14 protein-coding genes are annotated in these 20,157 nt (G+C 70.4%); 8 read left to right on the plus strand and 6 right to left on the minus strand.

Translation table 11 applies throughout. The features are described 5' to 3' along the window. The first annotated feature begins 157 nt into the window (after positions 1–157). Positions 158–853, plus strand: coding sequence for a DUF998 domain-containing protein (locus MZC64_RS47225; RefSeq protein ID WP_247766230.1), 696 nt, complete (start codon positions 158–160; stop codon positions 851–853). On the opposite strand, the gene MZC64_RS47230 is transcribed toward MZC64_RS47225, so the two are convergent. The 3 genes from MZC64_RS47230 to MZC64_RS47240 form a co-directional block, all read right to left on the minus strand. Next, positions 774–1,655: a hypothetical protein gene (locus tag MZC64_RS47230; protein ID WP_247766229.1), complete on the minus strand. Its 882-nt coding sequence runs from the start codon at positions 1,653–1,655 to the stop codon at positions 774–776. The two genes, MZC64_RS47225 and MZC64_RS47230, sit on opposite strands and share 80 nt — an antisense overlap. A 101-nt stretch (positions 1,656–1,756) precedes the next feature. Next, positions 1,757–2,479 carry an ABC transporter ATP-binding protein gene (locus MZC64_RS47235; protein ID WP_247766228.1) on the minus strand — a complete coding sequence of 241 codons (723 nt, stop codon included), beginning with the start codon at positions 2,477–2,479 and terminating at the stop codon, positions 1,757–1,759. Positions 2,480–2,686: 207 nt separating this feature from the next. Continuing rightward, positions 2,687–4,057, minus strand: a complete 1,371-nt coding sequence (locus MZC64_RS47240) for a carotenoid oxygenase family protein (RefSeq protein ID WP_247766227.1) — start codon at positions 4,055–4,057, stop codon at positions 2,687–2,689. Between the two features lie 135 nt (positions 4,058–4,192). Between MZC64_RS47240 and MZC64_RS47245 the strand changes: the two genes are divergently transcribed. From MZC64_RS47245 to MZC64_RS47255, 3 genes are all read left to right on the plus strand, one after another. Then, positions 4,193–4,762 (plus strand): helix-turn-helix transcriptional regulator, encoded by a 570-nt coding sequence (locus MZC64_RS47245; protein WP_247766226.1) that lies wholly within the window; start codon positions 4,193–4,195, stop codon positions 4,760–4,762. Between the two features lie 162 nt (positions 4,763–4,924). Further along, positions 4,925–6,913 (plus strand): 4-alpha-glucanotransferase, encoded by a 1,989-nt coding sequence (malQ, locus tag MZC64_RS47250; RefSeq protein ID WP_247766225.1) that lies wholly within the window; start codon positions 4,925–4,927, stop codon positions 6,911–6,913. Continuing rightward, complete coding sequence (locus MZC64_RS47255; protein ID WP_247766224.1) at positions 6,910–7,899, plus strand: hypothetical protein; 990 nt, start codon at positions 6,910–6,912, stop codon at positions 7,897–7,899. The genes malQ and MZC64_RS47255 overlap by 4 nt, the downstream gene beginning before the upstream one ends. Here MZC64_RS47255 and MZC64_RS47260 read toward each other — a convergent pair. Then, the gene (locus MZC64_RS47260) at positions 7,786–9,021 is read right to left on the minus strand and encodes a YibE/F family protein (protein WP_247766223.1); all 1,236 of its coding nucleotides are present in this window, start codon (positions 9,019–9,021) and stop codon (positions 7,786–7,788) included. The genes MZC64_RS47255 and MZC64_RS47260 overlap by 114 nt on opposite strands. A gap of 238 nt (positions 9,022–9,259) precedes the next feature. Between MZC64_RS47260 and MZC64_RS47265 the strand changes: the two genes are divergently transcribed. After that, positions 9,260–10,189 carry a metallophosphoesterase gene (locus tag MZC64_RS47265; RefSeq protein ID WP_247766222.1) on the plus strand — a complete coding sequence of 310 codons (930 nt, stop codon included), beginning with the start codon at positions 9,260–9,262 and terminating at the stop codon, positions 10,187–10,189. Here the strand turns inward: MZC64_RS47265 and MZC64_RS47270 are convergent. Further along, complete coding sequence (locus tag MZC64_RS47270; RefSeq protein ID WP_247766221.1) at positions 10,186–11,172, minus strand: XRE family transcriptional regulator; 987 nt, start codon at positions 11,170–11,172, stop codon at positions 10,186–10,188. The two genes, MZC64_RS47265 and MZC64_RS47270, sit on opposite strands and share 4 nt — an antisense overlap. 237 nt (positions 11,173–11,409) lie before the next feature. Next, positions 11,410–13,050 carry a SpoIIE family protein phosphatase gene (locus MZC64_RS47275; protein WP_247766220.1) on the minus strand — a complete coding sequence of 547 codons (1,641 nt, stop codon included), beginning with the start codon at positions 13,048–13,050 and terminating at the stop codon, positions 11,410–11,412. A 166-nt stretch (positions 13,051–13,216) separates the two neighbouring features. Between MZC64_RS47275 and MZC64_RS47280 the strand changes: the two genes are divergently transcribed. The 3 genes from MZC64_RS47280 (at position 13,217) to MZC64_RS47290 (ending at position 20,026) form a co-directional block, all read left to right on the plus strand. Continuing rightward, positions 13,217–17,608, plus strand: a complete 4,392-nt coding sequence (locus MZC64_RS47280; RefSeq protein WP_247766231.1) for a HAMP domain-containing protein — start codon at positions 13,217–13,219, stop codon at positions 17,606–17,608. 97 nt (positions 17,609–17,705) lie between these two features. Then, positions 17,706–19,517, plus strand: a complete 1,812-nt coding sequence (locus MZC64_RS47285; protein WP_247766219.1) for a SpoIIE family protein phosphatase — start codon at positions 17,706–17,708, stop codon at positions 19,515–19,517. 59 nt (positions 19,518–19,576) lie between these two features. Then, on the plus strand, positions 19,577–20,026 hold the full coding sequence (locus MZC64_RS47290; protein WP_247766218.1) for an STAS domain-containing protein: 450 nt from the start codon (positions 19,577–19,579) through the stop codon (positions 20,024–20,026). Positions 20,027–20,157 lie beyond the last annotated feature (131 nt).

The raw sequence follows: 20,157 nt of genomic DNA on the forward strand, positions 1-20,157 counted from the left end.
CCAGCCCAACGCATGCACACCCTGCTCACCAAGCATCGCTAGCCCACCACGATGCAACCACCACTAGAAACCGCCCAGCGGCCAACACGCGGGTTGGTTGGGGCGAGTGTGACGCGCCTCCCGCACCGGGAGGCGCGTACCGGCCATAGTGGGTCGCATGGTCGTGCTCGGTGCGCTGCTGTGGCTCTGCTCGGCGGTGCTGCGCGTGGGCGGGCAACTGGTGGCCGCCGCGGCCTGGGAAACGCCCTACTCCTGGGACCAGGACCTGCTCAGCCACCTCGGCAACACCGACTGCGGGCTGTTCCTGGAATCACACGGACCACCGCAGTTCGTCTGCTCACCGCTGTACGCGCTGCTGAACACCGCGCTGGTGCTGGCCGGACTGGGGATCATCGGCGGCGCGTTGTTGCTGCGCAGGCTGTGGCCGGGTGGCTGGGCTGGCGGCACCGCGTACGTGCTGATGCTGACCACCGGCGTGCTGGAGGCGCTGACCGGGCTGGTGCCGGAGAACATCAGCCGCACCGTGCACCTCATCGCCGCGCTGCACCTGCCCATCGGCGGCATCGCGATCTTCCTGGTCAGCCTGGCCATCGTGGACCAGGCCCGCTGGATCAGCGCGTTCGGCTACCTGGTGGCCGGGGTGACGGTGATCGCCTCGATGCTGTTCTCCGCCGGGCAGTACTCGGTGCCGGTGCTCTACTTCGGGCTCGGCGCCGGGGCGATGGAACGGCTGGCGAGTTATCCGTTCACCCTGTGGCTGCTGGTGATCGGGCTCATCCTGTGTACCGGGCCAGGCCGTGCAGGATGTCGTGCCTGCTCACGATCAGACGCTGCTGACCCGCGCGCTGCATGAGCAGCTGCACGGCCAGCGCACAGGAGGGCAGCACGTCGGCCAGGTGCGGATAGGGCGTGACCAGGGCGCGGCGGGTGTCCGCTGGCATGGTCAGCAGTTCCGCGGTGGCCACGCTGACCTCTTCCTCGGTGATCACCGCGTGGTGCAACGGCTGTTCCGGGCCCGGCCGGTCGCCCAGCACGAACGCGGCGATGCCGGCCACCGTCTCGGACACTCCGACCAGTCGCGCGGTCCGCCAGCCCGGCACCGCGGCCAGCGCGTGGTCGACCACGAAGGTCATGTCCTGCCTGGCCTGCTCGATCTCGTCCTCGGTCGGCGGATCGTGCTGGAAGTAGCGTTCCGCGATGGCCGCGCAGCCCAGGTCCACCGAGGCAATGCGGTCCACAGTGGACACTCCGAGGGCGAACTGGGTGCTGTGGTTGCCGATGTCGACCACCAGGTGGCTCACCTGCCCGGCGCCGGGCAGATCGCCCACCGCGCCGGCGAAGGCCAGTTCGGCGCATTCGGCCCCGGTCAGCGTGTCCGGTTTGACGCCGAGGGTGTCCAGCGCGATCGCGGCCAGCGACTCGTCCGCCCCGGTGCCGCACAGGCGCACCCGGTGCACCTGGAGCCGGGCGATGACCTCGGCGTAGTCGGCCAGCACCGCGCGGGTCCTGGGCAGCGCCTCCTCGCCGGGGCACAGCGGCTCGAACCGCCGGGTGACCTCGGTCAGGCCCTGCCCGTCCGCGGCCGCCAGATCGGCGACCAGCAGCTGGATGGAGTCAGCGCCGCATTCGATGGCCGCGACCCTGCCCTGTGGCACCACAACTCTCCCCAGCACTCGACTGCTGCCGAGCCTAGGGATCTTGGTGAGCGACCGGACAGGGCAGAACGGGTGACGACAGTCACGCGAAACCGCCCCACTCAGCTGAGCAGGGACTCCGGGTCCAGCGTGTATCCCGTTTCGTCCACCAGTCGCCCGTCCTGAAGGAAGATCACCTGATCGGCCCACGCCGCATGGCGGGCCTCGTGCGTCACCAGCACCCCCGCCGCGCCCGCGTCGCAGCGGGCCCGCAGCAGCCGCAGCACCGCCTCGCCGCTGTCGGAGTCCAGCGCGCCGGTGGGTTCGTCGGCCAGGATGAGCTGCCGCGGCCCGACCACCGCGCGGGCGATGGCGATGCGCTGCTGCTGCCCGCCGGAGAGCTGGTCAGGGAACAGGTCGCCGATGTCGGCGATGCCCAGCTGGGTCAACGTCTCCTGTGCCTCGACGCGCGCCGTCCGGGCCGGGATCCCGTCCAGTTCCCTGGGCAGGGCCACGTTCTCCGCGGCGGTGAGCGCGGGCACCAGGTTGTACTCCTGGAAGACGTAGCCGATGGTGTTGCGCCGCAAGGCCGCCAGCTCCGAGGCGCGCAGGGTGGCCAGGTCCCGCCCGTTGATCAGCACGCTGCCCGCGGTCGGGGAGTCGAGTCCGCCTGCCAGGTTCAGCAGGGTGGACTTGCCCGAACCGCTGGGCCCCATCACCGCCACCAGCCGTCCGGGGTCCACCGTCAGGGTTACTCCGCGCAGCGCGTGCACGCTGCGCGGACCGCTCCCGTGCCTGCGGTGCAGGTCGGAAAGTGCCAGCGTGGGCGGCCTGCGCTCTGCCATGGGCAGCAGTCTGTCAGGTCGGAGTTGTCTGTCCAGATCGGGCTAATTTGGTCTAGACCTATTGACGGCTCGCCGTGTTGAGGGCAGGTTAGGGGCAGGTCACCGAGGACCTTCGGCCGCCAGAAAACTCTCGCGGAGACGCGAGGGCGAGGCAGCTCCCCGGGGCCGGTCCCGCCGCGGCCCTGGGGAGCCGCCCCGCTCGGATTCTCAACCCGCCAGTTCCGCGTCGGTGATCCACGAGCCGTGGAAGCCGGACGGCACCCGGCGGGGCAGGTGCACGGACGCCACCGGTCCGGCCGCCAGGTCGGTGGCGTCCAGCACCAGCAGTTCCGAGGGCGCCCCGGTGTCACTGCTGCTGACCGACAACAACCACCCCGCGTCCTCGGTGTCGCCGTCGGCGGCGGGCACGAACACCGCCTCCCCCGGCTGCCAGGTGTTCTCGAGCAGGTGCCGATCGGTGGTCCCGTCCCGCAGGTCGTATTTCACGATCCCGCGCACTCCATCGGCCAGATTGCTGCCCACGGTGTAGACGAACCGGTGCGGCAACCCGGTGAGCCCGTCGTCAATGGTCGGAAACTCCACCGACTCCGCCCCCAGCGCCGATTCCCGCGCCGTCCCGCGCGCCGGGTCCAGGACCCACCGGTGCAGGGACGTCGGCGCGTTGGCCTGGGCGTTGGTCAGCTCGGCGTGCCCGCCGATGCCGTGCCAGACCTTCTGGATCATCGCCGGGGTGTAGCGCACCGCGTCGAAGGTGATGGTGCCGTCCGGGTTCTCGGCCGCGTTGGCCACGTGGAAGACGTAGCAGGAGTCGACCTCGATCCACCGGACGTCAGCACTCGACCCGTGCCGCGGCATCACCCCGATCCGCGCCGGGTAGTTGTCGTTCCAGGCGAACGGCATTCCCCCGGCCACCATCAGTTCCGGGCTGGCGGTCATCGGCAGATCCAGCCAGAGCACGTGGTTCGCGGTGATCGCGAAGTCATGCATCATGCTTGGCCCGAGCACGTCGATCGGCGTGCTGCGGATGAGGTCTCCCGCCGCGGACAGCACGTGGTAGGTCAGGAACGGCGGCCGCAGCGAGTACCCGAAGAAGTGCAGCTCCCCGGTGACGGGGTCTTCCTTGGGGTGCGCGGTCATCGCGGTGGTGAGTTGCCCGCCGAAGTCGCAGGGCCCGACGGTGTCGAGGTCCGGGGTGAGTTCGTAGGGGAGTCCGGCCTCGACCAGGGCGAGGATGCGGCCGGCGTGCGGGATGACGTGGGTGTTGGCGGAGGTCGCGGTGAGGTCGACGGTGCCGTCTTCGCGGAGGTAGGGGCGGTCGTCGCCGGTCGCGGCGGGGGTTTTGATCCAGCGATTCCGGTACCACTGCGCGCGGCCGTCGCTGATGCGGATGCCGTGGATCATGCCGGCGCCGGTGAACCAGTGACCGGCGGGGGAGCCGGGGAGGGGGTTGGGGCCGTTGCGGAAGTAGCGGCCGTCGAGTTCCGGGGGGAGGGCGCCGGTGATGGGGAGGTCCTGGGCGGTGTGTTCGTCGGGGACGGGGGCCATGGCGCCGGAGAGGTGGCGGAGGGTGGAGGTCATAGGTAATTTATGACGTGTCATTTTTGACATGTCAAGGGTGGAGTGCGAGAAGGGTTGGCGGGGCTGGACTGGTCGGGGCGGCCGGACCGGGGGAGCGTCTAGGCTCGGGGCGATCTTGCGAGGTGAGGAACGGTTATGTCCCTGCGTCATGCCCTGCTCGGCATGCTGGCGCTGCGTCCCGAGGCCAGTGGTTACGACCTGGCCAAGCACTTCGAGGGCAGCATTGGCCGGTATGCCTGGAGCGCGCGGCACAACCAGATCTACACCGAGCTGAACAAGCTGGCGGAGGACGGGCTGGTCGCGGCCGTGGCGGAGGGGGCGCGAGGGCGGCGGGACTACGTGGTCACCGAGGCGGGGCGGGCCGAACTCCAGGCGTGGCTGGGGGCGGGGCGGCTGGAGACGGTGAACACGGTGCGCAACAAGGCGTTGTTGCGGATTTTCTTGATCACCGCGTTGGAGCCGGGGGCGGCGCAGGAGTTGTTGCGGGAGGAGATCGCCTACAGCGAGCGGGAGATCGTGGCGATCGGGGCGGAGATCGAGAAGATCGAGGAGATGTCCGGGCCGGAGAACACGGCGTTCGGGCGGATCGCGGCGGAGTTGGGGCGGCGGCATTTCGCGGCGATCCGGGACTGGGCGGCGTGGGCGGTCGACCAGCTTGACGATCTTCGGGACGAGGACGGGGCCGCGGACGAGGTGGCTGGGTAAGCAGGCGGTGGGCGGGGTTACCTGTGGTCACTTCGGGTGAACTCTGGGTGGGTTGTGGGCCGTTCGACGTAAGAAATTCGCTCAAATCGTCAAATTGATGACGGTCTCGGAGTGGTTAGCTGGGAAAGTGGAAATAACGGACAGGTGAACAGAAGGAGGCCCGTGGACGCCGAGTTGGCCGCACTTGCCGAGGCGCACGGGGTGTCCACCTGGTACGAGGGCAGTGGGCGGCGGCGGGTCGACATCGAGGCCGATGTTGTGGTCGCCGTGCTGGCTCAGCTTGGCGTGGATGCCTCCAGTGCGGCGGCGGTTCGGGCGGGGCTGGCCTCGGCTCGGGCTCGGCGCGAGGCTGGAGTGTTGCCGGGGACCCTGGTGCTTCGGGAGGGGCAGGAGCGGGTGCTGGGGCGTACCGCTGAGCTGATCCTGGAGGATGGGACCCGGCGGGTGTTGCCGGATGGGATTCCGGGGGATGTGCCGTTGGGGTGGCACACGTTGCGGGTGGACGGCACCGAGATCACGTTGGTGGTCGCGCCGCGCTCGCTGCCCCGGCCCGCGCGGGCCTGGGGCTGGATGGTGCAGCTTTATGCGTTGCGGGGGAACGGGTCCTGGGGGGTTGGGGATCTGGCTGATCTTTCCGAGTTCGTTGAGCTGGCGGGGGCCCGGGGAGCGGATGTTGTTCTGCTGAACCCGTTGCACGCGGTGACGCCGGTGCGGCCGGTGGAGGTATCGCCCTACTCGCCGTCGAGCCGGCGGTTCGCCACTCCGTTGTACCTGCGGATCGAGGATCTCGCCGAGTACCGGGCGGCGGAACCCGCTGTGCGGCTTGAGGTTGACGCGGTCCGGCCGGCTTCGGACACGCCGCTGATCAACTATGCCGCGGTGTGGGAGAGCAAGCTCGCGGCGCTGGAAGTGTTGTGGCCGTTGGCGGAGCGGTCCGGGGAGCCGGTGGAGGCCGGGCTGCTGGACTTCGCCACGTTCTGCGCTCTGGCTGAGCGGTATGGGGCTCGGTGGCGGAGCTGGCCGGTTGAGCTGCAACATCCGTCCTCGCCCGCGGTGGCGGCGGCTCGGGTGGAGCTGGCCGATCGGGTGGCGTTTCACGTGTGGCTGCAAGGGTTGTGCGCGCGGCAGCTGGGTGAGGTGCAGGCGGCCGCGCGCGCGGCTGGGATGGCTGTGGGGCTGGTGCATGACCTCGCCGTGGGGGTGGCGGCGGAGGGGGCCGACTCCTGGGCCTTGCAGGATGTGCTCGCGGCGGGGGTGACCGTGGGGGCGCCGCCGGATGCGTTCAACCAGCAGGGGCAGGACTGGGCATTGCCGCCGTGGCGGCCGGATCGGTTGGTGGCCACGGGGTACGCGGCTTACCGGGACATGTTGCGGGCGGTGTTGCGGCATTCCGACGGGATCCGGGTCGACCACATCCTGGGACTGTGGCGGCTGTGGTGGGTGCCACCGGGCGAATCGCCCAAACGGGGCGCCTATGTCCACTATGATCCAGAGGCGATGCTCGGCATCCTCGCCCTGGAAGCCGAGCGCGCCGGCGCGGTGGTGATCGGCGAGGATCTGGGCACGGTGCTGCCGCAGGTCACCGATTCCCTGCGAGCGCACAACATTCTGGGCTCGGCGGTGTTGTGGTTCCAGCGGGATGCCGACAGCACGGGTGAGCCGATGTTGCCGAGCGCGCGCTGGCCCGCGGAGGCGGCCGCCAGTGTGTCCACCCACGACCTGCCGACGGCGGCGGGTTTCCTGCGTGGCGAACAGGTCCGGGTGCGCGCGGAGCTTGGCGTGCTCACCGGGTCCGTCGAAGACGAACGGGCGCGGGCCGCGGCCGACCGGGACGAGCTGATCGGACTGTTGCGCGCGGAGGGATTCCTTGGCGGGCAAGGAGAACCGGACGAGGAGGAGGTGGTGGTGGCGATGCACGCGTTCCTGGCCGCCACGCCCAGCCGGTTCGTGCTGATCTCGCCCTATGACGTGTTGCGTGAGCCACGTCAGCCCAACCTGCCGGGCACCGTGGACGTCTATCCCAATTGGCGGATACCGCTTCCCGCGACCGTGCGGGAGCTGTTCGCGGATCCGCTGGTTGATCGGATCATCCGGACTGTGGCGGGGCGAGCGGAGCGACGGGGCGAAATTCAGGATGGAGGGTGTGGGTGAGCAGGACGACTGACGATCCGACGCCCGCCCTCTCCCAGGCGGTGCGGCTCGGGGTGCTCGACGTGGGGTCCAACACCGCGCACCTGCAGGTCGTGGACGTGTACCCGGGTGGCTCGCCCGCGCCGTTGCACTCGGTGAAGGCGCAGATCGGGCTGTCCGAGGACATCGACCGGCACGGCGTGATCAGCCCGGACGGGCTGGACCGGCTGGTGCAGGCGGTGCGGGAGTGCGTGGCCGAGGCCGAGGCATACGGGGTGGCCGAGCTGGTCCCCTTCGGCACCTCCTCGGTGCGGGACGCGCCGAACCGGATCGAGGCGTGCACCCGGATCCGCCGCGCCACCGGGGTGGACATGTCCTTCTTCAGCGGCGAGGCCGAGGCCGGCCTGACCTTCCTGGCCGCGCGCCGCTGGTACGGCTGGCAGAGCGGCCGGATGCTGATGCTGGACATCGGCGGCGGCACGGTGGAACTGGCCATCGGCCGCGGCGAGGAGCCGGAGCTGGCGGTGTCGCTGCCGCTGGGCGCCTGGCGGCTCACCCGCCGGTACCTGAGCCAGGACCCGCCGACCGCGCAGGAGATCAAAAAACTGCGGCGGCGGCTGCGCGAAGTGCTGGCGCCGACGATTGCCGCGTTCCGGGAACAGCCGGAACCGCAGCTCGTGGTAGCGGTGTCCAAGATCTTCACCCAGCTCGCCAAGCTCACCGCGGTGCCGGAGGCCGAAGGGCCGCTGGTGCTGGAATACCGGGAGTTGCGGCGCTGGATCCCGAAGCTGGCCCGGATGACCACCGCCGAACGCGCCGCCCTGCCCGGGATCTCGCTGGCCCGCGCCCGCACCATCGTGGCGGGCGCGGTCCTCGCGCGGATCCTGCTGGAACTACTGGACGTGCCCCGCGTGGAGATCTGCCCGTGGGGTCTCCGGGAGGGGATCCTGTTGCGGCACCTGGACGACAGCAGCACCGCGCCCGCCAACGGCGAGGGCGGCGAGTAGCGTCGTCAGCGGCACCGCGGCGATGATGCCCAGGCTGCCGACCAGCGCGCGCACCACCTCCTCGGCGATCGGGGCGCTGGAAATCACGTGCTGGCCGGGCATGCCGCGGATGGCGAAGAGCATCAGCAGCGGCAGTGCCACGCCCGCGTAGGCCAGCACCAGGGTGTTCACCGTGGAGGCGACGTGCGCCCGGCCGACCCGGAGGCCGGCGCTGAACAGCTTGGCGCGCGTGGCGGTCGGGTCGGCGGCGGCCAGTTCCCAGACCACGGTGGCCTGGGTGACGGTGACGTCGTCGAGCACGCCCAGCGCGCCGATCACCAGGCCCGCCAGCAACAATCCCTGGAGATCGACGCCTTCCAGGTAGCCGCTGAGGAAGCCGACGTTGTCGCTGCCCAGACCGGTGATCCCGGCCAGTTCCAGTGATCCGTAGCCGAGCACGCCGGTGAGGGTGAGGCCGGCGGCGGTGCCGAGCACGGCGACCGCGGTGCGCGCGTTGAAGCCGTGCGTGAGGAACAACGCGGCCACCATGATCACCGTGCCGCCGACCACCGCGACCAGCAACGGGTTGGCGCCGTGGATGATCGCGGGCATCACGAACTCGGTGAGCCCGGCCAGGCACAGGCCCAGCGCGCCGAGCGCGGCCAGTCCGCGCCAGCGGGACAGCGCGATCACGGCCAGGCAGAACACCAGCGCCAGCAGGGCCAGCGGCAGTGACCGGTCCGGGCCCTCGACCTCGTAGCGCTCCCATTCGACCAGGCGGCTGGGGTAGTGCGCGACCAGCGCGGTCTGGCCGACGGAGACCTTGACGCCACTGCTGCGCGGCACCACGGCCGAGACGGTGCTGCCCGCGCCGGGGCCGTCGGTGAGGGCGAGGGTGGCGATGTCGCAGTCCTTCGGGGCGACCGTGCAGGGGGTGAGTTCCTGCACGGTGCCGGCGCCGCGCGGCGCGTCGAGCACGTCCTGCACGATGCCGCCGCGGTCGGGCCACAGCAGCACCATGGCGGTCACCGCGATGATGATCACCGGGGTGAGCACCCAGGCGACGACCAGGCGCACCCGGCGGGCCACCCGGGCATCGGAGTCCACTGTGGACAGGTCGGAATCGGTCGCATGCTGTCCCATGCCGGGGAGTATGCGCGGCGCTCGCGCCGGGGTGCTGCCGGTGAGCTGGGGAAACCGCTGTTCAGCTGGTGTTGGCAATTCTCGGAACGGTCCGGGTATCCGGGGTCTTCCGGCAGGTCGCGGGGTCAGGTGTTCCGGGAATACACCGGGCGGACGTTCCGGCCGTTGAAAGTGCGCGAGCGGGCAATACGGTGCGGTGGGAAAGCACCTCCCACCACCAGAAAGAGGAGCTGACCAGATGCGCCATCCCCTGGCCGCCTACGCGTTAGGCGGTGCCCTGCTATTGGGCCTGGGCGCGGTATCCCTTGCACCCCAGGCTACTCGTCCGGTCGCGGCACCGGTCGCGGCGGTCGCCAACCCGGCGGCTGACATCACCGTGGTCGCGGCCGGAGACATCTGCGGATCCAACTGCAAGGCCACCGCCGCGGTGGTCGGGCAGATCAACCCGTCCGCGGTGCTCACCGCGGGCGACAACGCCTATGACAGCGGCACCTTGTCGGAGTACCGGACGCGGTACGACCCGACCTGGGGCAAGTACAAGACGATCACCTATCCGAGTCCGGGCAACCACGAGTACAACACGTCCAAGGCATCCGGGTACTTCGACTACTTCAACGGGGTCGGGGTCCAGAACGGCCGGGCCGGGGACCGGTCGAAGGGTTACTACGACTGGGAAATCGGCTCCTGGAAGTTCATCGCGCTGAACAGCAACTTCAGCAAGATCGACAGTGCCGCGCAGCTGGCCTGGCTGAAGGATCGGTTGCGCACCAACACCAAGCAGTGTGTGGCCGCGTACTGGCACCACCCGTTGTTCACCCTGGGCTCGCACAGCGGTGAGACCAAGGCCAGGCCGCTGTGGCAGGCGCTGTACGACGCCAAGGCGGATCTGGTGCTCGTCGGGCACGACCACAACTACCAGCGGTTCGCGCCGCAGAGCCCGGACGGCAAGGCGGATCCGGCCGGGTTGCGGCAGGTGCTGGTCGGGACCGGTGGCAAGTCGAACTACAACTTCAGCCGGACTATCCCCAACGTGGAGGCCAAGGACGCCAAATCGAACGGGGTGCTGAAGCTGACGTTGTCCGGGACCGGGTACAAGGGTGACTTCGTGCCGGTGAGCGGACAGTCCTATAAGGACTCGTTCACCGGCAGCTGTCACGCGAAGGGTTAGGACCAGTCCCACCGCACCCGGTAGATCCCTGGCGCGGGGTCGACCGCGGTGAGCTGGGCGGTGCGGCTGGCGCCGACCCAGAGTTCGGCCACCGTGTCCGGCTCGCCGACTGAGCGGCGGTAGCCGCGGACGACCTGGGCAGGGAGGTTGCCCGGCGCGAACTGCACCTGGATCGACAGGTCCCGGACGGCCTGGCCGATCCGCACGGTGTGTTCCGCGTCGGGCAATCGGCCGGGCAGGACCGTGTAGTCGAGCACGGTGAGTTCGCCCGCCCGCAACGGGCGATCCAGGAGCAGTTCCAGCACCCGGAAGCCGGTGGTGTCGTCGGCGCGCTGGCGGCCGGGGCGGCAGCCGCGGGATTCGGGCAGCTGCAGCGGGCCGGTGGGGTGGTCGCTGCGGAAGGCGACCAGGTAGCGGTCGGTGTCGCGTTCGGCGCGCAGCAGGTGGTGATGGGTGATCGCGTGCAGGCGGCGGTCGGCGTCGACGGAGATGGTGAGATGGCTGGCGACCCGGCTGAGGTGGTGCAGGAACTCGGGGCGGGCGTCCAGGTGGGCCAGCGCGCGGGCCAGGCCGTCCGGGCGGGCCCAGGCGCGATCCGGCGGCAGCGTGCCGGAGCGGTGGTGCAGCCAGCGGCCGCGGGGGCGGCGCGGGCCCAGCAGCGAGGTCAGGGCTTCGGGGTCGAGGCCGAGGATCTCCTCCAGGGTGGTGACCGCGCGCAGGGATTCGGGGCGTTCGGGGCGGGTGTGGCCGTGTTGCCAGTAGCTGAGCGCGGTTTTGCTGGCGGGGGTGCCCCGGGTGTGCAGGTGGGATTGCAGGCGGTCCAGGCTGAGGCCGGATTGGCGGACGGCCAGGCGCAGGGCGAGGCTGAACGGGCCGGTGCGGAGCGCCTTGGCCAGGCGGGTGGCGGTGGACTCCGGGTCGGCGGTGGTGCGGGTCGAGCGGGTGGCCGGGCTGGTGGCGGTGGTGGTGCGGGTGGTGGGCATGACCCCTCCGCAGGGTGGCGGTTGGCGGTGGCGCGGCGGGTGTATTGCGGCGGGGGTCATTGTGCGTGGGTGTGCGGGCAGGGACAACGGCCTTAGGTTGGGTTAAATTTCACAGGAGCCAAGACTATTTCTTTTCAGCTCCCGCCGCCGGACTACTTCGCGTCGTCGGGTTCTGGTATGTGAACACCAGTGGGCGATGGTGTGAATGATTTGGTTTTAAAGCATTCCGGCTTGCGATTAGCTGAGTTCCGCGGTCGTCATCGGCGCTGCCTGGACCGCCAGCAGGGCGATGTCGTCGTGGTCCCGGCCGTCCAGCCAGGCGTCGATGCGCTGTTCCACGCGGTGGATCAGGGTGCTGGCGGGCAGGCCCGCGAAATCGCGGAGCGCGGATCGCAGTCTTTCGGTGCCGAATAGTTCTCGGCCGGTGGCGCCGCCTCTGGCTTCGGTCACGCCATCGCTGTACAGGACGCAGACTTCACTGGGGGCCAGGGTCAGGCTTGTTTCGCCGAATCTGGCGTCGGGCAGGATTCCCACCAGAGCGCCGGGCACGTCGATTTCCTCCACGGCGCCGTTTGTTCTGACCACCATGGGGTTGGGGTGGCCGCCGCCGCCCAGGGTCAGGTCCAGTTCGCCGCTGGGTTCGGGGGTCATGGAGCCGACCAGCATGGTGGTGAACCTGTTGCCGCCGTGGGAGAGCACCGCCTGGTTCACCAGGTGCAGCAGGCGGGCGGGGGCGGATTCGACCAGGCGCAGGGCGTGCAGGGAGTGCCGGACCCGGCCGGCCAGGGCAGCCGCCTCCACGCCGTTGCCGCAGACGTCGCCGAGCAGGAACATCGCGCTGCCGTCGGGGCGGGGGTGCACCTCGTAGAAGTCGCCGCCCACCCGCAGGGGTTCGCGCGCCGGTCGGTAGCAGGCGGCCAGGACCGCGCCGGGCACCGAGGGCAGGGGTGGCGGGATCAGTTCCGCTTGCAGGGTGGCTGAGGTGTTGACCTGCTCGGCATAGCTGGCGGCCTGGGCCAGCGCCAGGGCCGCCCGGGTGGTGAAGTCCTCGATCAGGGCCTGTTCCTCGGGGGCGAAGCCGCCTCTGGCCTTGCGCCGGGACAGCACCAGGACGCCCACGGTGCGGGCGTCGTGGGTCATGGGGGCGAGGAGGATCTGGCCGAAGCCCTCGGCGGCCTCGGGTAAGGCCCAGGCGGCGTCCGGGGGGAGGTGCGCGGGGTCCAGTTCGGTGGCGGTGCCGGCGAGGGCTTCGGCCAGGCCGGGCATGGTGCGCAGGACCCGGCGGCCGGCCCGGCCGCGGTCGGGTGGGCTGGCCGCGGCGGAGCAGCGCCACCACTCGAACAGGCCGCGACGGGCGGGCAGCAGCACGGTGGCGCTGTCGGCCAGGGTGGGCACCGCGAGCTGGGCGATGGAGCGCAGGGTGCGGCCGCGTTGCAGCGAGGAGCCGAGCTGGCGGCTGGCCTCGGCCAGGAAACCCACCTGGGACCGCTGCACCAGCAGCTCGGCCACGTGGTCGATCTCGTCGGTGACGTTGTGGATGTACCAGGCGTAGTGGGTCTCGCCCAGGCGGCGGTGGCGGGCCTTGAGCCGACGGCCGTCGTGCTGGAACTCCACCAGTTCGGTGTCCCTGGCCTGGCCCGCGGTCAGGGTGCGGATGTCCAGGTCGGCCAGCGACCCGCCCGGGTGCAGTTTGGGGAACAGGGTGCAGGCGGCCTGGTTGAGCAGGTGCACCACGTTGTGCTCGTCGTGCACCAGCACCGCGTCCTCGACCCCGTCCAGCAGCGCCTGCCACATCCCCGTTTCCACGCTGGGGACGTGTGCCGTGGGCGGGCGGTCCGGGTAGCTCACCGCGAGCACTTCCCGTTCGCTGGAGGACAAGGATCGGGTGATCAGTCTAGCCGCGCCCGGTGACCACGCACCGCTCGGTCGTGACACACGGCTCGGCATGGGAGGCTAGATGCTCGTAACCGATGACCGACTGCGATCGACACAGGACCAGGAGGCCGGCGTGGACGAGCCGTTCCTCGAGCGACTGCTCGATGCGATGGAGGACCTGCGGGATGGGAACTTCCGTCGACGGCTGGTGGCGGGCACCAACGGCACCTCGGCCCGGATCGCGGAGGTGTTCAACCAGGTCGCGGCGCGCAAGCAGTGGCTGATCGGGGAACTCGTCCGGGTGCGCCAGGCGGTGGCCGAGGAAGGTCGCCTGCATGAGCGGCTGGCCAGTGGCGACGGTGGCCCGCAGGGCGGCTGGGCGCAGGCCATCGACGAGGTCAACGGGCTGATCGAGGACCTCATGCAGCCCACCGAGGAACTCAGCCGGGTGCTGGCCGCGGCCTCCCAGGGCGACCTGTCCCAGCGGATGACCGAGCAGACCGAGCGGCGGCCGCTGCGCGGCGAGTTCGCCCGGCTGGCGACCACCGTGAACGGGCTGTTGTCGCAGCTCTCACTGTTCGCCTCCGAGGTCACCAGGGTCGCCCGCGAGGTGGGCACCGAGGGCAAGCTGGGCGCGCAGGCCGATGTGCCGGGCGCGGCCGGGCAGTGGCGGGCGCTGACCGACTCGGTGAACCTGATGGCCTCCAACCTGACCAGTCAGGTGCGGGACATCTCCTCGATGGCCGGGGCGGTGGCCAACGGCGACCTGACCCAGCAGATCACGGTCAACGCCAGCGGTGAGGTGGCGGCACTGGCCGACACGCTCAACTCGATGACCGGCACGCTGCGCACCTTCGCCGGCGAGGTCACCAGGGTCGCGCGCGAGATCGGCACCGAGGGACGGCTGGGCGGTCAGGCCCAGGTGCCGGGCGTGGCGGGGACCTGGAAGGACCTCACCGAGAACGTCAACTTCATGGCGCAGAACCTGACCTCGCAGATGCGCAACATCGCCGAGGTGACCACCGCGGTGGCCACCGGCGACCTGAGCCGCAAGATCACCGTCGAGGTCTCCGGCGAGCTGCTCGGGCTGAAGAACACCGTGAACACCATGGTGGACCAGCTGTCCTCCTTCGCCGACGAGGTCACCCGGGTCGCCCGTGAGGTCGGCACCGAGGGCATCCTCGGTGGTCAGGCGCAGGTGCCGGGGGTCGCCGGGACCTGGCGGGACCTGACCGAGTCGGTGAACTTCATGGCGAACAACCTGACCTCGCAGGTCCGCTCGATCGCCGAGGTGACCACCGCGGTGGCCAAGGGCGACCTGGGCAAGAAGATCACCGTGGACGCGCGCGGGGAGATCCAGGAGCTGAAGAACACCGTGAACACCATGGTGGACCAGCTCTCCTCCTTCGCCGACGAGGTCACCCGGGTCGCCCGTGAGGTGGGCGGGGACGGGCGGCTGGGCGGTCAGGCGCAGGTCGCCGGGGTCGCCGGCACCTGGCGGGACCTGACCGACAACGTGAACTTCATGGCGAACAACCTGACCTCGCAGGTCCGCTCGATCGCCGAGGTCACCACCGCCGTCGCCAAGGGCGACCTGAGTCAGAAGATCACCGTGGACGCGCGCGGCGAGATCCTGGAGCTGAAGAACACCATCAACACGATGGTGGACCAGCTCTCCGCGTTCGCCGACGAGGTCACCCGGGTCGCCCGTGAGGTCGGCACCGACGGCAAACTGGGTGGTCAGGCGCAGGTCCGCGGGGTGGCGGGCACCTGGAAGAACCTGACCGACAACGTCAACGTCATGGCGGACAACCTGACCGTGCAGGTCCGCTCGATCGCCACGGTGGCCACCGCGGTGGCCGGCGGCGACCTGTCCAAGAAGATCGCGGTCGAGGCCAAGGGCGAGGTCAACGCGCTGGCCTCCACCATCAACAGCATGGTGGACACGCTGCGCGCCTTCGCCGACGAGGTCACCCGGGTCGCCCGCGAGGTCGGCACCGAGGGCATCCTCGGCGGTCAGGCCACCGTGCCCAACGTGGCCGGGACCTGGAAGGACCTCACCGAGAACGTCAACTTCATGGCGGACAACCTGACCGCCCAGGTCCGCAACATCGCCATCGTCACCACCGCGGTGGCCAAGGGCGACCTGTCCAAGAAGATCGACGTGGACGCGCGCGGCGAGATCCTGGAGCTGAAGACCACCGTCAACACCATGGTCGACCAGCTCTCCTCCTTCGCAGCCGAGGTCACCCGGGTGGCCCGCGAGGTCGGCACCGACGGCAAGCTCGGCGGTCAGGCCCAGGTGGAAGGCGTCGCGGGCATCTGGCGGCGGCTCACCGAGAACGTGAACCAGCTGGCTGGCAACCTCACCACCCAGGTCCGGGCCATCGCCGCGGTGGCCACCGCGGTGACCGCCGGTGACCTGACCCGGCAGATCACCGTCGACGCCGAGGGCGAGATGGCCGATCTGAAGGACAACATCAACCAGATGATCGGCAACCTGAAGGCCACCACCACGGCCAACCGGGATCAGGACTGGCTCAAGACCAACCTGGCCAGAATCACCTCATTGATGCAGGGACAGCGCGACCTTGCCACCGTGGCACAGCTCATCATGAGTGAGCTGACCCCGGTGGTGTCCGCGCAACAGGGCGCGTTCTTCCTCGCCAGGCAGCTGGAGGAGGAGGACACGGTGCTGGAGTTGACCGCCGGCTACGGCTACCGCGCGCGGGCCGAGGAGCCACTGCGGTTCGGCCTCGGCGAATCGCTGATCGGCCAGGTCGCCATCGAGAAGAAGACGATCATGGTGTCCGGGGCGCCGCCGGACTACCTGCGGATCAGCTCCGGACTGGGCTCCACCGCGCCGGTCAACGTGGCCGTGCTGCCGGTGCTGTTCGAGGGCAGCACCCTAGGAGTGATCGAACTGGCCTCGGTCAGCGAGTTCACCAGCGTGCACCAGGACCTCCTGGAACAGCTGCGCGACCTGATCGGCGTCAACGTCAACACCATCCTGGCCAACTCGCGCACCGACCTGCTGCTGGCCGAGTCCCAGCGACTGGCCCAGGAACTGCGCGCCCGCTCCGAACAGCTCCAGGCCCAGCAGGAGGAACTCCAGCGCTCCAACACCGAGCTGGCCGAGAAGGCCACCCTGCTGGCCACCCAGAACCGCGATATCGAGATCAAGAACATCGAGATCGAACGCGGTCGCCAGGAGCTGGAGGAACGCGCCCAGCAGCTCTCGCTGGCCTCCAAGTACAAGTCGGAGTTCATGGCCAACATGAGCCACGAGCTGCGCACCCCGCTGAACAGCCTGCTCATCCTGGCCAAGCTGCTCGCGGACAACCTGGAGAACAACCTCACCGACAAGCAGGTCGACTACGCCCGCACCATCCACGACGCGGGCAGCGACCTGCTCCAGCTGATCAACGACATCCTGGACCTGACCAAGGTCGAGGCCGGGCACCTGCTGCTGCAACCCGCCGAGGTGGCCGTCACCGAACTGGTCCGCTACGTCGAGGCGCTGTGCCGCCCGCTCACCGTGGAGAAGGGCCTGGACTTCGCCGTCCTGGTCGACCCGGCCGTGCCCGAGGTGCTGCACACCGACGAGCACCGGCTGCAGCAGATCCTGCGCAACCTGCTCTCCAACGCGGTCAAGTTCACCCACGAGGGCCGGATCCGGCTGGAGATCCGCAACGCCGACGTGGCCGAGGTGCGCCGCTCCGCCCTGCGCGGACAGCGCTCGCTCGTGGCCTTCGCTGTGCAGGACACCGGCATCGGCATCGCCGCGGACAAGCTGGGCGTGATCTTCGAGGCGTTCCAGCAGGCCGACGGCACCACCAGCCGCAAGTACGGCGGCACCGGCCTCGGCCTGTCCATCAGCCGGGAGCTGACCGATCTGCTCGGCGGTGAGCTGCAGGTGCGCAGCGCGCCGGGACACGGCTCCACCTTCACCCTGATCCTGCCGGTCGAACCGGCGCACGAGATCACCGTGCCCGCGGTGCGGGTCGAACCGCCGGTCGAGCCGGTGATCCGGTCCCTGGCCGCGGGTTCCGGCGAGGAAGACCCGTTCGAGGACGAGACCCCGGTGCCGGCGCGGGCGCCGCTGCCGGTGCAGGTCCGCCTGCCAAGGGAGGACCGCGGCAGCGAGACCCCGATCCGCTTCCACGGCGAGAAGGTGCTGGTCGTGGACGACGACCTGCGCAACGTCTTCGCGCTGACCAGCGTGCTCGAACTGCACGGGCTGCACGTGGTCTACGCCGACAACGGGGTCGCCGGGGTGCGCGCGCTGGAACAGTACGACGACATCGCGCTGGTGCTGATGGACATCATGATGCCCGAGCTGGACGGCAACGCGACCATGGCCGCGATCCGGGAGATGTCGGCCTATGAGGATCTGCCGATCATCGCGGTCACCGCGAAGGCGATGAAGGGCGACCGGGAGAAGAGCCTGGCCTCCGGGGCCACCGACTACGTGACCAAACCGGTGGACACCGAACACCTGATCCGGTTGATCGCCAGCTACCTCGACACGGACACCGATCCACTCGGCATCGAGGCTTAGCATCGAAACCCAGTGGGTAGACGACACTGGGGAACGTGCACGCACCACCTTTGGGGCACTGAACGTGACAGAGCAACTGGGCGACCCTCAAGAAAGGGTGTCCCGGAACGTAGGGCTGACCGCGCTCGCCGCGTTCGAGTCGGCCCCCTTGCTGGTCTGGCTGGTCGACGGGCTGCGCAACCAGCCCCTCGGCGCGAACGCGGCCGCCCGCGCGCACGGCGCCGGGCCCTTCGGCGGTCCGGAACTCCGGGCCGCCGTCACCGAGGCCGCGCTCACCGGTCAGGCCACCCGGGTCACCCTGGAACTGCACGCCGGCGCGGTCACCCCGCTGCTGGGCGGGGACTCCGCGGTGCTGGTCGTGCTGGCCGACCTGGCCGAGGCACTGCGCCCCGGCGCGGAGGTGCCCGAGGCGCACACCGTGCCCGGGGTGGCGGTGGCCGGGGTGCACCGGGTCAACGCCAGCCTGTCCGCCACCGCCGGCGACTTCTACGAGGCCATCCCACTCGACGGCGGCCGGATCGCCCTGGCGGTCGGGGATGTCGGCCAGGGCGAGGACACCGCGGGCGCGATGACCCGGCTGCGTGGCGCGCTGCTGGCCTACCTGCTGGCCGGCATGGGCGTGGAAGAGGTCATGGCCAACCTGGGCCGCTTCGCCGGGCGCACCGCCGGCGCGGCGGGCAGCACCGCCAGCCTGGCCGTGCTCGACCCGGGCAGCCTGCGCCTGGACTACGTCACCGCCGGGCACCCGCCGCCGCTGCTGATCGGCGCCGACGGCGGCAGCCGGGCGCTGGCCCGCACCGGCGGCGCCCCGCTGGGCTACGGCGACGGCGGCTACCGGGCGCAGACCGCCCAGCTCACCGAAGCCGACACGGTCCTGTTGCACACCAACGGACTGCTCTGGCTGCCCGGCCCGGACGCCGAACGCAACGCGCACCTGCTGCTGCGCCGCGCCGGGGCCCGGCTCACCGAGTCCGGGCTGACCGTGGAACAGGCCGGGCGGGCCATCATCGAGGACCTGGCCGGCTCCCGGCAGCTGCGCGACGAGGCCGTGCTGCTGGCCGCCCGGCTGCGGCCGAGCGTGCCGGCGCCGCTGACCATGGTGGTGCCCGCGCGGCCGGACCAGCTGCGACCGGTGCGCAGGCAGTTCCAGGACTGGCTGAGCGCGGCCGGGGCCAGCCAGCAGGACGTGGAGATCCTGCAGCTCACCTCGGGCGAGGCGATGACCAACGCGATCGAGCACGCCTACCCGCCCGGCACCGCGGGCCAGGTCGAGTTCCGGGCCCGGCTCGACCCGGACGGCACCGTGCAGGTCGACATCACCGACCAGGGCGGCTGGGTCGCGCCCCGGCACGATCGCGGCTCCCGCGGCCGCGGCCTGCTGCTGATGCGGCAGTGCGTGGACGAACTGCGGGTGTCCCCGACCGGACACGGCACCTCGGTCTGCCTGCGGCACCGGCTGCGCGGACTGGACGTGGCCGAGCAGGACGACGGCCCCGGCACCGGGTTCGGCACGCCGCAGGAGGCCAACCGGCTGCCGGCGGGCGCGGACCTGCGCACCGCCTACGTCGGGGAACGGGTGCACGCCTGGCTCTCCGGCGAACTGGACGGCGCGGCCACCGAGGTGCTCGGCCGCCAGCTGGCCAACCTCACCTGCGGCGGCACCGTCCCGCTGTCGGTGGACCTGTCCCAGGTGGGGCACCTGTCCAGCGCCGGGGTGACCCTGCTGTTCGAGCTGGCCCACCAGGCCAGCACCGCGGGCTGCCGCCTGCACGTGCACGCGGCCACCGGCAGCTCGGCGGCGTACGTGCTGGCCAACACCGGCCTGCACGCGGTGGCCGAGGTGATGGTGGTGGCCAGTCAACCGGACGAGCCCGAGCGCAGCCCCGCGGCCGGTATTCCCCCGAGTTGACGAGCAGGGCCTGCTGCCGAGGCGGTACGCGGCGGTCTAGGGTGGCAAGCAGCGCGCGAGTGAGGGACAGGGGAACCGGAGTGGAGCAGCCGGACGTCGTGGAGCCGCACGGCTCCAACGCCACGGGCAGTGGCGCACCGATCGCGCCCCCGTACGCCGAAGGCGACCCAGAAGAGCTGATCAGCCTGGAAGTGCGGACCGGGGACGCGGACACCGCGGTGGTCGCGGTCAGCGGCGAGGTCGACATGTACACCGCGCCGCTGCTGGAGGACTGCCTGCGCACCGAGTCGGTGGCCGCGAGCCGCCGCCTCGTCGTGGACCTGTCCCAGGTCGACTTCCTCGACTCCAGCGGCCTGGCGCTGCTCGTGCAGGTGCACCAGCAGGCCAAGGAACAGGAACGCGAACTGCGCGTGGTCTGCGTCGAGGGCATCGTGAAACGGGCCATCACCAGCACCGGCCTGGACAGCACCCTGGCCCTCTACGCGGACGTCACCTCAGCCAGCGACTAACCCCACCCCCCGGCGTGTTGGCCGAACTCGTACGCCGAGTTGGCCGAACTCGTACTGACGTGCCCCGAAAAATCTGGACTCGACCCAAAAGGAAAATATCACGCCGCCGACTGGTTCACAAACCACCCGGC

The sequence above is a fragment of the Crossiella sp. S99.2 genome, assembly GCF_023094165.1.
GTDB lineage: Bacteria > Actinomycetota > Actinomycetes > Mycobacteriales > Pseudonocardiaceae > Crossiella.